Source organism: Methylophaga thalassica MP (assembly GCF_000214595.1).
In the GTDB taxonomy this organism is placed as follows: domain Bacteria; phylum Pseudomonadota; class Gammaproteobacteria; order Nitrosococcales; family Methylophagaceae; genus Methylophaga; species Methylophaga thalassica.
Genome location: NZ_AFIG01000001.1, coordinates 697,623 through 711,463, shown reverse-complemented (window position 1 = coordinate 711,463; position 13,841 = coordinate 697,623). Strand labels below are relative to the sequence as shown.

Annotated in this window: 11 protein-coding genes; 1 reads left to right on the top strand and 10 read right to left on the bottom strand. The window is 43.8% G+C overall.

Annotated elements, in window-relative coordinates:
* Positions 1-63 precede the first annotated feature (63 nt).
* The 9 genes from MAMP_RS03345 to MAMP_RS03305 all read right to left on the bottom strand — a co-directional run bounded on the left by MAMP_RS03345 (position 64) and on the right by MAMP_RS03305 (position 12,187).
* Positions 64-3,387 carry a retention module-containing protein gene (locus MAMP_RS03345; protein WP_007144577.1) on the bottom strand — a complete coding sequence of 1,108 codons (3,324 nt, stop codon included), beginning with the start codon at positions 3,385-3,387 and terminating at the stop codon, positions 64-66.
* Positions 3,388-3,600: 213 nt separating this feature from the next.
* Positions 3,601-4,041 carry a hypothetical protein gene (locus MAMP_RS03340; protein ID WP_040576166.1) on the bottom strand — a complete coding sequence of 147 codons (441 nt, stop codon included), beginning with the start codon at positions 4,039-4,041 and terminating at the stop codon, positions 3,601-3,603.
* Positions 4,038-4,655: a nucleoid occlusion factor SlmA gene (gene slmA, locus MAMP_RS03335; RefSeq protein ID WP_007144575.1), complete on the bottom strand. Its 618-nt coding sequence runs from the start codon at positions 4,653-4,655 to the stop codon at positions 4,038-4,040. The genes MAMP_RS03340 and slmA overlap by 4 nt, the downstream gene beginning before the upstream one ends.
* Positions 4,652-5,551 (bottom strand): acetylglutamate kinase, encoded by a 900-nt coding sequence (gene argB, locus MAMP_RS03330; RefSeq protein ID WP_007144574.1) that lies wholly within the window; start codon positions 5,549-5,551, stop codon positions 4,652-4,654. The genes slmA and argB overlap by 4 nt, the downstream gene beginning before the upstream one ends.
* 15 nt (positions 5,552-5,566) lie before the next feature.
* The gene (locus MAMP_RS15840; protein ID WP_007144573.1) at positions 5,567-8,392 is read right to left on the bottom strand and encodes a phosphomannomutase/phosphoglucomutase; all 2,826 of its coding nucleotides are present in this window, start codon (positions 8,390-8,392) and stop codon (positions 5,567-5,569) included.
* Positions 8,393-8,410: 18 nt separating this feature from the next.
* Positions 8,411-8,866 carry a dUTP diphosphatase gene (dut, locus tag MAMP_RS03320; protein WP_007144572.1) on the bottom strand — a complete coding sequence of 152 codons (456 nt, stop codon included), beginning with the start codon at positions 8,864-8,866 and terminating at the stop codon, positions 8,411-8,413.
* Positions 8,838-10,067 carry a bifunctional phosphopantothenoylcysteine decarboxylase/phosphopantothenate--cysteine ligase CoaBC gene (gene coaBC / locus MAMP_RS03315; protein WP_007144571.1) on the bottom strand — a complete coding sequence of 410 codons (1,230 nt, stop codon included), beginning with the start codon at positions 10,065-10,067 and terminating at the stop codon, positions 8,838-8,840. The genes dut and coaBC overlap by 29 nt, the downstream gene beginning before the upstream one ends.
* Positions 10,064-11,422, bottom strand: coding sequence for a YihY/virulence factor BrkB family protein (locus MAMP_RS03310; RefSeq protein WP_007144570.1), 1,359 nt, complete (start codon positions 11,420-11,422; stop codon positions 10,064-10,066). The genes coaBC and MAMP_RS03310 overlap by 4 nt, the downstream gene beginning before the upstream one ends.
* A 6-nt stretch (positions 11,423-11,428) precedes the next feature.
* Positions 11,429-12,187, bottom strand: a complete 759-nt coding sequence (locus tag MAMP_RS03305) for a Nif3-like dinuclear metal center hexameric protein (protein WP_007144569.1) — start codon at positions 12,185-12,187, stop codon at positions 11,429-11,431.
* A gap of 58 nt (positions 12,188-12,245) precedes the next feature.
* On the opposite strand from MAMP_RS03305, the gene MAMP_RS03300 reads away from it, so the two are divergent.
* Positions 12,246-12,923, top strand: a complete 678-nt coding sequence (locus MAMP_RS03300; RefSeq protein WP_007144568.1) for a DUF4126 domain-containing protein — start codon at positions 12,246-12,248, stop codon at positions 12,921-12,923.
* Here the strand turns inward: MAMP_RS03300 and MAMP_RS03295 are convergent.
* Positions 12,920-13,753, bottom strand: coding sequence for a CheR family methyltransferase (locus MAMP_RS03295; RefSeq protein WP_007144567.1), 834 nt, complete (start codon positions 13,751-13,753; stop codon positions 12,920-12,922). The two genes, MAMP_RS03300 and MAMP_RS03295, sit on opposite strands and share 4 nt — an antisense overlap.
* Between the last annotated feature and the right edge of the window lie 88 nt (positions 13,754-13,841).

Genomic DNA, 13,841 nt, shown 5'->3' with positions numbered 1-13,841 from the left:
TATTCAGTATGCAAATAAAAAAGCCGACTAATGTCGGCTTTTTTATTCTTCTCAAATCCTAACTTAACTTTGATCTACTTGAATCTGACCGCTAGTAATCAAAGAGTTGATAATGTCGGCATTAGACATACCAGAAGCATCACTTCCAACCAGTTGATCAATACTGGTATTTTGTAAGGTGATTGTCTGCGTCATATCACCACCATCACCATTAGGTGTTAGAGACAGTACGACGTTGTTACCTTGTTCAGCAACAGAAATATAGTCGGTAATATCATTGCTTTCTTCTCCCTGAAGAATATCAGAAAGATCTAAGCTATCACCTTCAGTACCATTGAAGTCAGTCACAATATCATTAGCAGGTGTAGCTGCAGTTCCTTGACCACCATTGTGCCAAACAAATAAATCAGCACCCTCACCACCGGTTAAGATGTCATTGCCACCACCGCCAACTAGCGTATCGTTACCTTCACCACCGAGGAGAATATGCTCACCGTCACCACCAACGAGGATGTCATCACCAGCTCCGCCATCTAATGTTTCCGTAACCGTGGGATTGTCTTGAACTGTACCTGAGCTACCACCATTAGTCGTATCAGGCTCATATGTACCATCTAGGCTTGTGCCATCATTAAAAGAGACGGTAAAAGGTACTTCCTGTCTGCCAAAATCATCGCCAGTGGTCATGCCTCGACCATCAGTATCAATACCAAAAGTCAGAGTATCTTCATGGGTAAAAGTACCAGGCTTAAACTGGATCACTAATTCATTAGTGTCACCATCGGTAACCATCTGAATATCATCGCTAGAGATAGTCGAACCATCACCTAAAGTAAATTTATAACTATCCTGACCAACCTGATCAAAAATAGCATTGTAGTCAGCAAGCGAGATACGAATTTCAGTTACATATAATCCGGCAGCAGCTGCAATTGCTGACGCAGTTAAAGCAAATGAAAATTGATTATTACCCGTACCAGTGGCTCCTGACTCAACAGTAGCTGTCACTGTTCTTGAGCCAGCGTCATAGCTACCACCAATTCCACCAATCAGTACATCATTTCCAGCGCCGCCAGAAATAAAATCAACATCATTGCCACCGATCAGAATTTCATCCCTAAATGAACCTTCAAGGATACTGCCATTGACGTGTGTAACAGAAACATTCGCAGAGTCTGTCTGACCACCAGCTTGGTTCTGATAACTAAAGCTACCGCCATTACTGTCTGTATCATTGAAAGTAACACTGTTGCCATTCACAGAGGCAGTATCTGTAGTCGATGTCGCGTCTGTCAGGGTATACGTTTCACCATCGGCACCACTGTCATTGGCAAATAAAGCCCAGTCAGGGATATCAACAGAATCCTGATTAGTAATGACCAAATCATCACTCACCACCAATGTTGATAAATCAACATCAACATCGACTGTAAATGTATTACTGGCAGTATCACCATCGCCATCCGTAACGGTGTAGGTTATCTCTTCTGTGAAGGTACCACTGGCAGAATCACCAACATTATATGTATATTCACCACTGTCCATATCTACCGTAAAGATACTACCATTAGTGGTAGTAATGGTCCAAACATGAGTTGAAGCATCAAAGCTTGCTATAGCACTGCCAGCTGAGGCTGTATTAGTTTGTTGATTGAATGTGTAGTCCACACCATCAATAGAAATCTGACTAATCCAACCTCCATCAGCTCCGGCACTTGAAGGAAAGCCACCATCCAGTAGGTCACCTGAGACACTGTTGCCAGTTACAGTCTTCACTAATGTATCTGCAAGCTGAGAAAAATCGGTGACGGTAATGACGGGAACATCTGCTTCTTTAACACCATCATAAGCAATGGGCGCAAGCTCATTAGCTACAGCATCAGCGCCCATTCCTAAAGCATAAGATGTCACATCATTGTCAGCTAGAAACTGTTCCCACGCCTGTTGTTCACTGCTGTCAATACCAACACCGATATAATTCCCATCAGCATCTGTTTGATTACTCTCATTAGGCGCACCATCAGACATAAAATAGGCGATGTTCTGTGCACCATCTATCTTACCTGGGTCTTTGAAGGCTTCAACGGCTTCCGCTAAGGCAGCGTCATAGTTGGTTTCTCCACTCGCAGAGAGTGAGTTGATGATGTCTTTCGCGGTAGCTGTGTCGACCCAAATATTTGTTGGATTCTCAGCACCATTGTTAAATGTCACTAGATTCACCATGACATCGCCCAGCGCTTCATATTGTTCAATTAAATTCAGGCTAGACTTGATCATGACTTCCAGTTTTGTCATCCCCTGAAAATCAGTGGTCTCATTCATACTGTTTGAGACGTCAAGAACTAAAAGAAGGTTTGTATTAACCGCCTGACCGACAGATATGGATTCCTGAGCAGGATTAGCAACAGGATTATCATCTTGAACGGTTACATCAAAACTTGCAGAAGATGACTCGCCAGCATTATTGCTGACATTGACATTAATATTAATATTTTCAGTAACCCCATCAACATCACGAATAGGTTTAAGAAGCTCTACTGTATATGAAGCTTGATTATTCGAGATGTCACTTAGTGTGACTGTAAAAATCTGGTTACTTGCATCAGTTGAGTCTGTGCCACTTATGTAGCCAATCAATGTGCCGGTAGAACTATCCCATGCAGTGTCAATGGCTTGACCGTCCAGGGTTAACAAGGTTGTCGTATTTCCGGATGTCGATAACGAAATACTGCTTAAATCACTTCCGCCTAAATCCAGGCTGATAGTTTGGGTTGATGATGCAGAACCACCAGATTGTCCTTCAGGCAGACCACCTTCAGAAACCAAGCTAGATGGGACTTCAATAACAATATCGCCAGAAGGAGGCGTAACGGGAGGTATACCCGATTGTTCAGGATCACCATTATCAACAAAAAGTAAATCCGCCTCAGGGAAGTCGAAAGTATTACTAACACCAATAGTGTCGAAACCTGCTTCAGGAATTTGTTCAGGATTTAGATAATCAATAAACACCGCATCATGGCCTTCGTTGCCATTAGCGGTACCTGCACCAGCAGCAGTCTCCTGACCCACTTGAGTAGGATCTTGACCTTCTAAAATCGCTTGCTGTATGGCATCAACATCGTCAGTAACGGCTTGTTGATTATCCTCGACATCCGTATTTGTTGGATCAAATACTTCAGCATCTAAAAGTGCTTGAGAACTGCGACCCAGATCCATTACGCTGCCATCAGCAAATTCAATCTCAATAGCACCTTCGGCACCGGTTGAAATTAAATCATTGGCATAAACCACATCACCCACTTGTAATGTTCTCACAGAGCCATCCGTGGAGGTGACTGTTACAGCGCCGATAAGCGCTTTTACAACACCAATTTCTGTAGCCATATTTATTCCCCTAATCGCTGAACTGGGAAGACCAGAACGCGTAACTTATTCATCATGGCGTAATATTGCCGTGAGAGCCTCATTTGATCTACTGTACTTTGGTACTAACACATCAGTAAATGTGAATGAGTTCACATTTTTGTGATACTCATTTCGTTAGCAAGTTCCTCAACTAAGCAAATTTAGTACCATGATGCAGGGAGAATTAAAGAATTAGTTATTAATGCGGTTATGTCGCTTTTCTTCTTTGGCCAGTTTATCAAGCACATCTGTCACTAATTTCCTCGGAATCCAGGCTTCCCCATCATGAACGACTCTTACTGCTCTGACAATTGCGTGTCTTTGTTCGAATGCAACAAAGCCTCGGCATGTAAAGCCTGATAGCTTTAATTGTTCGTATGTGGCAGGCTTGTCAGTAATGATGATGGTCTTTGTTTTCGATAGCCTTAAACTGACGTAAAAACATAACTCATCGGCTGAAAGCTGGTTAGTTTGATCGGAGATCACTAATACATCTGGACTCAATTTTTCAATAGCATCCAGTAATGCTTCAAACGAGGTTTCGTAAAGTGCATTTGTCGTAATGTTATGCTGGCTCTGCAATATAGCAAGTTCCTTCTTTATATCAGAACCGACCAGACAAACATTTATCATGCATAAACCTCAAGCATTTTTGTTAATAACTGCCATTTTTGTTCCCAGCCAATCAGAGGAGATTGTCTGTAGCTGCTTCTTACATATTGTTGCATTTGCCCCTCAACAACAGCGAGTAGTAAATTCGCAGTTTCATTGACAGGTCGACCTCCGGCCTGTGTCAAAGTCAGCTCACGCTCTCTCAAGATCTGTCTGAATTGCGTTTCCAGACGGTCAAAAAATTGACTCACGCGTTGTCTTAAACGTTCTGTCTCACCAGTTAAAGCCGTTCCCATTAAAACACTAGTAATTCCTGGATTTTTTGTAGAAAAGCCAAGCATAAGCGTCATAATTTTTTCAATCCGATTCAACGCATTTTGTTCATCTTGTAAAATTCGTTGAATCAGACCAAAAACTGTTTCTTCAGCAAAACCAATTAAACCTTCAAACATTCTCGCTTTGCTCGGGAAATGCCTGTACAAAGCAGCTTCTGATACTCCTAAGCTTGCAGCGAGTTTAGCGGTTGTAATCCGCTCTCCCGGTCTTTGTTCTAACTCAGAAGCAAGTGCTTCTAGAATATCCTGACGACGTGAACGTTTGGTTTCAGCTCTACTGGTAGGTACTGCTTCAGTCATCGACCACCTCCACGAATCAACGTACCTACGCCCTCGTCAGTAAACATTTCAAGCAATACTGCGTGTTGGACACGTCCATCGATAATATGTGCAGTTGTCACACCCGACTGAACAGCATCTAGAGCACAGCCAATTTTTGGCAGCATACCACCATATATAACACCCTCGTCAATTAAGTCATTGACTTGTTTAGCATTTAGACCAGTTAACAACTGACCATCAGCATCGAGTAAGCCAGCGGTATTCGTTAACAAAATCAATTTCTCTGCTTGGAGCACCTCAGCAATTTTACCCGCCACTAAATCAGCGTTTATGTTGTATGACTCACCGTCTTTGCCAACGCCAATTGGCGCAATAACAGGAATAAAGTCACTATGAATCAACATATCAATGACGCTGGTATCAATACTGGCTACTTTACCAACATGGCCCAAATCAATTAATTCCGATGCTTTGATATCAGAAGAACTTGAAACATGCAGTTTTTCAGCAAAAATTAAACTGCCATCTTTACCGGTCAATCCGACGGCCCTGCCACCATGGTTATTAATTAAGTTAACGATACTTTTGTTAACTTGACCGCCTAATACCATTTCAACAATATCCATGGTTTCACGATCTGTGACACGCATGCCGTTAACAAATTCACTTTGCTTACCAACACGTTGTAGTAATTCACCTATTTGCGGACCACCGCCATGAACAATAACAGGATTAATTCCTACCGCCTTGAGTAAAACCACGTCCCTGGCAAAACTATTTTTTAATGCCTCATCCACCATGGCATTACCGCCATATTTAATGACCAGTGTCTTGCCAGAAAAGCGCTGGATATACGGCAGCGCTTCAGTTAATACCTGAGCAATATGGGTAGCACGTTGTGTGTTTAAACTCATTCTATCCGTCTTAAATTATAGTTTTAATGTTAGGGTGGGTTTCACTTGTTGCATTTGTTCAATGAACAACTGTTTAATTCTTTCTAATTCAACGTCATTTGTCGCTTCAAACCTCAAGGTTAGAGCAGGAAGTGTATTTGAGATTCGCACTAGTCCCCAACCATCAGCATAATCCACGCGGATACCATCCACTGTAGAAATATCACCACCTTCGGCATTGAAATTACTGAGAAGTGTGGTCATGAAACGTTTTGCTTCAGGATATGGCATATTCACCATAATTTCTGGAGTAGAAACACGTTGACTAATCTCAGCAAACAACTGAGTAGGCGTTCGAGTCATGGGATCTGCCGATAATAACTCAACCAGCCTTGCAGCTGCATAAGTCGCATCATCAAAGCCATACCAGCGGTCATTGAAGAAGAAATGTCCACTCATTTCAGCAGCCAGTGCAGCATTATACTGCTGCATTTTGTTTTTGATAACAGAATGTCCGGATGGCACCATCATTGGCTCACCACCAGCAAAGCGTATCACGCCCTCAAGCAAACTCGTACTTTTTACATCATAAAGGATTGTGGCGCCAGGTGATTTATCCAGAACAGCTCGTGAAAACAATATCATCAACTGATCTGGCCAAATAATATTTCCTTCTGTATCCACCACACCGAGACGATCCCCATCCCCATCTACAGCAATGCCAAGTTCCGCTCCAGTAGACTTCACTTCTGAGATCAAGGATTTAAGGTTTTCGGGTTCCCCCGGGTTCGGATGATGATTTGGGAAACGACCATCCACCTCACAGAATAACTCGATGACATTACAACCAATTTCTTTTAGTACTTTTGGTAATACTTTACCGGCGACACCGTTACCACAATCTACGACAACTTTTAGTTTGCGTTCGAGTTTAATGTCCGACTTGATCCGTTGAACATAAGCTTCCGTCACATCATTCGCCGTAATATTCCCACGGCCGGTCTCAAATGCACCTTGTTTAATACGCCGATAGAGTGCGTGAACTTCATCGCCTTCGAGCGTCTTACCTGCAATGACCAATTTAATGCCATTGTAATTAGCGGGGTTATGACTACCAGTGATCATCGCTCCTGAACGCGTTTTTAAATACTCACAAGCAAAATAAACAACCGGAGTGGGAACTTGACCAAGATCGATAACGTTACAGCCGGTATTGGTCACCCCACGCATAAAGGCTTTTGCCAGCGGCTGGCTACTTAACCGGCCGTCATGCCCCACCACTAACTCTGTGACACCTTGAGCGATCATCTGACTACCAACCGCTCGGCCAATCAATGTCATCACCGGCACGGTTAACTGTTCACCCACAATCCCGCGGATGTCATAAGCTCGGAAAATAGCTTCATCTGGCAGGTGTTGTGCTGAGGGTGGATTTAATTCCAGTTTCTTTTCTGTTGCCGGGAGACTCTGTTGAGTATCTTCGTGAAAAATTTCTTTTGTTTCTTCATCAAGCTCTGAAGACAGATCGATTTCAGGTTCAAGTGACAATTTTTCTGTTTCTGAATATTCAGGATCAATAAAAACTGAAGACTCTACATCTTCTGTTGGTGTGTCATCATCCGTCAGCTTAAGCTCAAGTAAATCTGAATTATTCGCCACGGTTTCATCCAGACTTAGACTCGATACGTGTTGTTCAGAGGCGGTAGAGTCCTCATCAACCAAGGATTCTTCTCGCTCATCCACTGCATCCTGCTCATATGGCTTGTCGTAATCAATCACGTCACTATCGTATGGTTCACTCTCTTCCTGAACCTCTTGTAGCGTTTCAGCAGGCGTTTCACTTCGTTCCAACGTCTCAGTTTCATCAATGATAAATGTGTTAAGCGATTCTTCAACAGGTAAAGCCCGTTTCTTCTCTGGTATAGCAAGTTGTTGGATCAGCTCTCTGACGCCATACAACTCACTGAAGACTAATGGATACTTTGTTTTTAGCTTAACCTCTTGCAGGTCTCTGAGCTGTTCTTCTAATGTATTGGCATCAGAATGTAATAATTTCGTTTGCCACCAATCTCTGAGCATCCATATTAGTACGATCAAAATCATAACAGGTGCGAGAAACAACCATAATGGTGTTCCGGCACTCGTGGTCACAGACCACAGCTTCACTTTCCAGTAAGAGTTGGGTATGGGTTGGGATATAACGGGTTCGGCTTGTTTATATTGACCGTCACCTATTGTGGTAAGAAGACCTGTTGGTAAATCCCCTTGGCTGATCTCAATATATGCGTCAGGAACCAGCCCTGGGTTAATCAGTTGAATATCTGTTGGTTTCAAAGCAACCACAACAGCTGCATATTGCTGCTTATCATCAAGAGGCACTCTCGCCGCCAGCAAAATATGATCGGCTTTTCCATCTTGCATAATCATCGCAACATCAGCTTGCGTCTGTGTAGTCAGTTGCCTCAAACTTTTCAGTGATACGTAAGAAATGGGCAAACACCCTTCATTTGTTGGCGCATCATATTCTCTGGTGATTAAACAAATGGCCTTAGCTGAAGGAAAAAAACGGTTGGCGAGATTTTTCCAATCATCGACATCGTAAATATTCTTGGTTTTAGCGAGCTGCTTTGTTTCGGCTAACTCGGCAAGACTAAGTGAGGTTTGCTGCCATTCTTTAATTTGTTGCTGATAACTTGCTATGACAGCATTAACAATTTGTTGACTCTTCTCACGCTGATTATTTTGCTGAGTGGTATTGGCCTGCGTATTGATGAAGACAACTGCAGCACTAACACCCAAAAGCATAACCAATAGCAAAAGAACACTAACAAACTTGCTTCCCAGCTTTTCCATCATGGCCATGCCAATCCCCTTTGACTACTACTGACGTCCAGTATGTCCAAAACCACCTGCTCCACGCTCCGACGAGGTGAACTCATCGACCTTCTCAAACCCCACCTGTACCACGGGAACAAAAACCATTTGCGCAATACGTTCTCCCACACTGATTTCAAATTTATCTGTGCCGCGGTTCCAGCATGAAACAAACACTTGGCCTTGGTAGTCGCTGTCTATCAATCCAACCAGGTTTCCCAACACAATCCCGTGCTTATGGCCTAATCCTGATCGTGGCAGCAGCACAGCAGCCAGCGTGGCATCGTCAATGTGAATAGCAAGGCCAGTAGGAATTAAAACGGTTTCACCAGGCGCCAGTGTTACGGGCTCATCAAGGCATGCTCGCAAATCTAACCCGGCAGAACCTGACGTTGCGTAATCAGGAAGAGCAATGCTGTCACCCAGTCTTGGATCAAGAATTTTTAATTGAATTTTTTGCATAGAATCTTTTTATTATTAATGTCATTAGTTCTCTTGCCAGCTGTGTTTTAGGCATCAGTGGCAATGTTTGCTCGCCGTCGGTCCAGATAATATGCAGCGCATTATCATCAACAGCAAACCCCTGATTTTCTCCGACCAAATTAGCCGCAATCATATCGAGTTTTTTTCGCGCCAACTTGGATTTTGCATATTCCGTTAAATTGTGTGTTTCTGCTGCAAATCCTACGACAAATGATGGCTTATTGTGTCGATTTGTCACAGTAGACACAATGTCTATCGTAGGTTCAAGTTCTATCTGTATCGACTGCTCTGAGGTTTTTTTAATTTTTTCTTGCTGAACCTGAATGGCACGATAATCAGAAACCGCCGCACAACTGATAAAAATATCACACGCTTCGAGACTATCCTCAACCGCTAAGGCCATTTCTTCTGTCGTTTCAACATTGATACGCCTTACCGCCGTAGGTGTAGCTAATTGAACTGGCCCGGCGATAATAGTCACTTTTGCCCCGGCTTCTTTAGCAGCTTGCGCAATAGCAAAGCCCATTTTTCCAGAGCTACGGTTACCAATAAATCTCACAGGGTCAATCGGCTCATAGGTTGGGCCGGCAGTAATTACCACCTGTTTTCCAGACAACAGTCCCGGTACCATTAAGCGGTCTAATTCATAGACAATTTCTAATGGTTCCAACAGCCGGCCCTCGCCTTGTTCGCCACAAGCTTGATCACCACTGGCTGGACCAATCACACTGACGCCACGTTGTTTTAATGATGCTAAATTAGTCTGCGTTGCTGGGTTTGACCACATTTTGTTATTCATTGCCGGAGCGACGGCAATCGGCGCTTCGGTTGCCAGGCAAACGGCTGCAAGAATGTCATCAGCACGACCAGAAACCAGTCTGGAAAGACAATCCGCCGTGGCAGGGGCAATCAGAATCCAATCAGCCCAACGAGCCAATGCAATATGTCCCATCGCTGATTCTTCATCGGCATCTAACAAGGTCATCGCCACGGGGTGACCACTTAAGGTCTGTAATGTCAGTGGAGTAATAAATTCAGCGGCGCCAGTTGTCATCATGACACGCACCTCGGCGCCATAATCTTTTAGACGTCGAATTAAATCTGCTGCTTTGTAAGCCGCAATGCTACCGGTTACACCAATAACAATCTTCTTACCGTTTAATGATGAGACGTCGCTCATTCCCCATCTTTCCTCATAGCAAGCTCACGCAACGTTAAATCACCTAATACCTCAGCCTGGGCATCACCAATATCTTTCAGTAACTTGTTCACATCTTTATCCAGCACACCTTTAACATGATAGGCACTGTTCTCTTCCGCTGTGCGTAAACAGTTTAATAAAGCGGCCACTCTAATGGTGGCGACATCGGATGAAGGTACATATCGGGTTTCATCACCAGCCACTTCAATAAGAAACCCTCCTTTTTCAAGACTACTGAGTAAGTCCTGTAAGGCATTATTGGTCAGTCCCGTTTGCTCTTCCAGATGCTGTATGGTGAGCGGTGGCAAGTTTTGGCAAAATCGTCTTGCAATCACCGTCATCAACCACAAACCTTCACGCTCACGTAAACGTGGACTTAACGTTAATGGTTTCCCCGCCAACCTGACTAACTTAGGATGCTGCAGATAAAATGCGACCTGAGAACCTGTTAACAAAATAAACCAAGCCAGATACAGCCAAATCATAAAGAAAAACAAAATAGCAAAACTGGAATAGATCGCCGTGTAGTTAGACGAGGAAGCCACAAATTTTGCAAACACCGTGCCCACACCAATCCACAAGGCACCAGCAACCGATGCCCCAATCAATGCCGGGCTGAATTTTACCTTTGTATTTGGAATAAATTTATATAAAAACGTAAATGCCGTAATAATCATTAAATAAGGTAATAACTTAGTACCGATGACCAGCAAGGTCCCAAATGGCTCAATACTGCTCAATTGTTTGACGAATTCATGATTAACCACGGTTGCCACGAGTCCAAGTGCTGAAAAAATCAACACTGGTCCAATCATCACAACACTTAGATAGTCAGTAAAACGTCGAGCTAATGAGCGTGAACGCTTTACGCGCCAAACAAAATTAAACGCATTCTCAATTTTCTGAACCAGTGCGATGATGGTGTAGAACAACATAGCGACACCGATAGATCCCAGAACGCCGACCTTCACATTCTGGACAAAACCAATAATATTTTCGGTAATTTCCGGACCTCGGTCACCCAATGGTTCCAGCAGGCTTAACAGCATGGGTTCCATTTGATTATGCACACCAAAAGCTTTTAAAACGGAAAATGCAACGGCAATGAGAGGCACCAAAGAAAGAATGGTTGTAAACACCAAGCTCATAGCGCGCAAATTCAGCTCACCCGTCGCCAACTCTCGAACCATAATGAAAGTCACGCGAATCGCATTAACCCAGAACCGCCATAATGGTGAAGCATCCTCAGGCAGGTCTTCCCATAATGTGCTGTCAAAAAAGCGTTGAACACGATGGCGCTGTTGCTGATAAGTATTTAAGACGGAATTCAACATGAGTACCTAAACCGGATTATCTATATCAATAAAATGATGAACGATATCAAACTGTTCTGCCAGCATTTCTCCCATGGCTTTCACCCCATATCGCTCTGTCGCGTGATGGCCGGCAGCCATGTAGTTAATGCCTAATTCACGTGCCATATGTACAGTTGGTTCAGAAATCTCACCGCTAATGTACAAATCCAGCCCAAGCTCAGCAGCATACTGTAGATACCCCTGAGCGGCGCCCGTGCACCAACCAACCGTGGTAATCGGTCGGTCATGCCCTTGTATCACTAAAGGATCGCGTTTTAATTTTTGCCGAACATGACTGCTGAATGCAGATAACGATAAGGGCTCCGGCAAACTACCACATAAGCCAATTGCCGGCTCTCCCATGCCAGAAATACGTCCATCGACTTCGATGCCTAACAACTCAGCCAATTGTGCATTATTGCCCAGCGTCGGATGCGCATCCAATGGCAGGTGATAGGCAATTAAATTAATATCATTCTCAAGCAACAGCCTTAATCTGCGCTGTTTCATGCCGATTATACGGGCATCCTCTCCCCGCCAGAAATAACCATGATGAACCAATATCGCATCGGCATTTAACTCAATCGCTTCTTCAAGCAAGGCTTCTGATGCTGTCACGCCAGTAACCAGCGTCGTAATCTCTTCCCGACCTTCAACCTGAAGACCATTGGGACAGTAATCATTAAAACGCTCAGGTTCCAAAACATGATTGATATAGGCGAGAAATTCAGTTCGGGTTATCATCAACTCAAATCCCTATGGCTTAAGTAAGTCATCACTATAACAAAATGGAGAGCAATCAATGGAAGCAGTCAATATTATTGCACTCAGTATGGGAGCAGCATGGGCTAGCGGGATCAATCTCTACGCGACCATATTTATGCTCGGCTATATGGGCACGACCGGCAATATTGTATTGCCTGATGAACTGCAGATCCTTACCGATCCTATGGTTATGGCAGCTGCAGGCTTTATGTACTGTGTTGAATTTTTTGCTGATAAGATTCCGGGCGTCGATTCCGGCTGGGATACCATGCATACCTTCATCAGAATCCCAGCAGGGGCGATGTTAGCTGCAGGCGCGGTTGGCGATGTTAGCCCTGCGGTGGAACTAACCGCAGCGTTGTTAGGAGGTACACTGGCCGCCGGCAGCCATGCGACTAAGGCAGGCAGTCGCTTATTGATTAATACCTCTCCTGAGCCTGTTACAAACTGGGCAGCATCCATCAGCGAAGACTTATTAGTTATTGCTGGATTATGGACGGCACTTCACCATCCGGTATTATTTTTGATTGCACTGGTGGTGTTTGTTGTTTTGATGATTTGGCTTTTACCAAGATTGTGGCGCTTACTGAAAGCGATTTTTCAGAAAGTTGGCGCATGGCTGGGACTAACAAAACCGACTGAGAGCAATCCTGTTGAGCCAATTCCAACTGAGACGACCCCACCGGTCAAGAAAATTGAACATGATCCGCACTAATCTTTTTTGCGATAAACCGTACTATGTGGTGTGCGAACAAGATCAAAGGCATCGGTATAACCACTGATCGTTTCTGATGCCCCCAGGAATAAATAGCCACCTTTATTTAACGATTGTGCCATCCGTTGCAGAATGTCTTTTTTTCGATCAGCAGAAAAATAAATCAGTACATTTCGGCAAAAAATAATATCGAATTTGCCTAATGTACCAAAGCTTTGCAGCAGGTTCTGAGGTCTGAAACTAACCCGTTGTTTAACCTCATCTATTACACGCCAACGATCACCCTGTTTAGTGAAAAATTGCTGACGACGCTGATCGGATAAGCCCCGGCCAACCGCCACATCTTCATATTCAGCTTTTTTAACCTGCACCAGCATTGAGCTTGAAATATCTGTTGCGATAATCTGACTGGAAGCGATTCTGTTAGATGGGAATTTACGACAGTACTCACTTAACATCATGCTGATAGTGTAAGGTTCCTGACCGGATGAACATGCCGCCGACCAGATTCTGAGTGAGCTACTACGCAGTTTGTCTAATTCTGGGAAAATGACCTGACCTAATGTTTCAAATGGCTGAACATCACGAAACCACGAGGTTTCGTTAGTAGTCATCGCATCAATAACGGCATCACGCAGATGATGAGGCTGTCCTCGCTCAACAGCCGAAATTAAATTCGACAGACTAGCGATATTTTCATCACGGAGCAGTCGTGTCAGCCTGCTAACAATGAGATATTGCTTGCCATCCCCGAGAAGAATGCCGCAGGCATCTTCCAAGAAACGCTTAAAGCGTTGGTAATCAATATCCGTTATTTCTTGCGTCTGCATAGTGTCCCAGGGTTAAGTATCAAAGGAATATATAGCATATCGGACAATATACTTAAACATTTACCCCTACATCCGATAAAGTGACAAA

Excerpts from the sequence above, each read along its gene's own strand:
- MAMP_RS03295 (WP_007144567.1), bottom strand. The coding sequence starts at position 13,753 with ATGCAGACGCAAGAAATAACGGATATTGATTACCAACGCTTTAAGCGT.
- MAMP_RS03305 (WP_007144569.1), bottom strand. The coding sequence starts at position 12,187 with ATGATAACCCGAACTGAATTTCTCGCCTATATCAATCATGTTTTGGAA.
- MAMP_RS03340 (WP_040576166.1), bottom strand. The coding sequence starts at position 4,041 with ATGATAAATGTTTGTCTGGTCGGTTCTGATATAAAGAAGGAACTTGCT.
- MAMP_RS03345 (WP_007144577.1), bottom strand. The coding sequence starts at position 3,387 with ATGGCTACAGAAATTGGTGTTGTAAAAGCGCTTATCGGCGCTGTAACA.
- MAMP_RS03310 (WP_007144570.1), bottom strand. The coding sequence starts at position 11,422 with ATGTTGAATTCCGTCTTAAATACTTATCAGCAACAGCGCCATCGTGTT.
- MAMP_RS15840 (WP_007144573.1), bottom strand. The coding sequence starts at position 8,392 with ATGGCCATGATGGAAAAGCTGGGAAGCAAGTTTGTTAGTGTTCTTTTG.
- MAMP_RS03300 (WP_007144568.1), top strand. The coding sequence starts at position 12,246 with ATGGAAGCAGTCAATATTATTGCACTCAGTATGGGAGCAGCATGGGCT.
- dut (WP_007144572.1), bottom strand. The coding sequence starts at position 8,866 with ATGCAAAAAATTCAATTAAAAATTCTTGATCCAAGACTGGGTGACAGC.
- argB (WP_007144574.1), bottom strand. The coding sequence starts at position 5,551 with ATGAGTTTAAACACACAACGTGCTACCCATATTGCTCAGGTATTAACT.
- slmA (WP_007144575.1), bottom strand. The coding sequence starts at position 4,655 with ATGACTGAAGCAGTACCTACCAGTAGAGCTGAAACCAAACGTTCACGT.
- coaBC (WP_007144571.1), bottom strand. The coding sequence starts at position 10,067 with ATGAGCGACGTCTCATCATTAAACGGTAAGAAGATTGTTATTGGTGTA.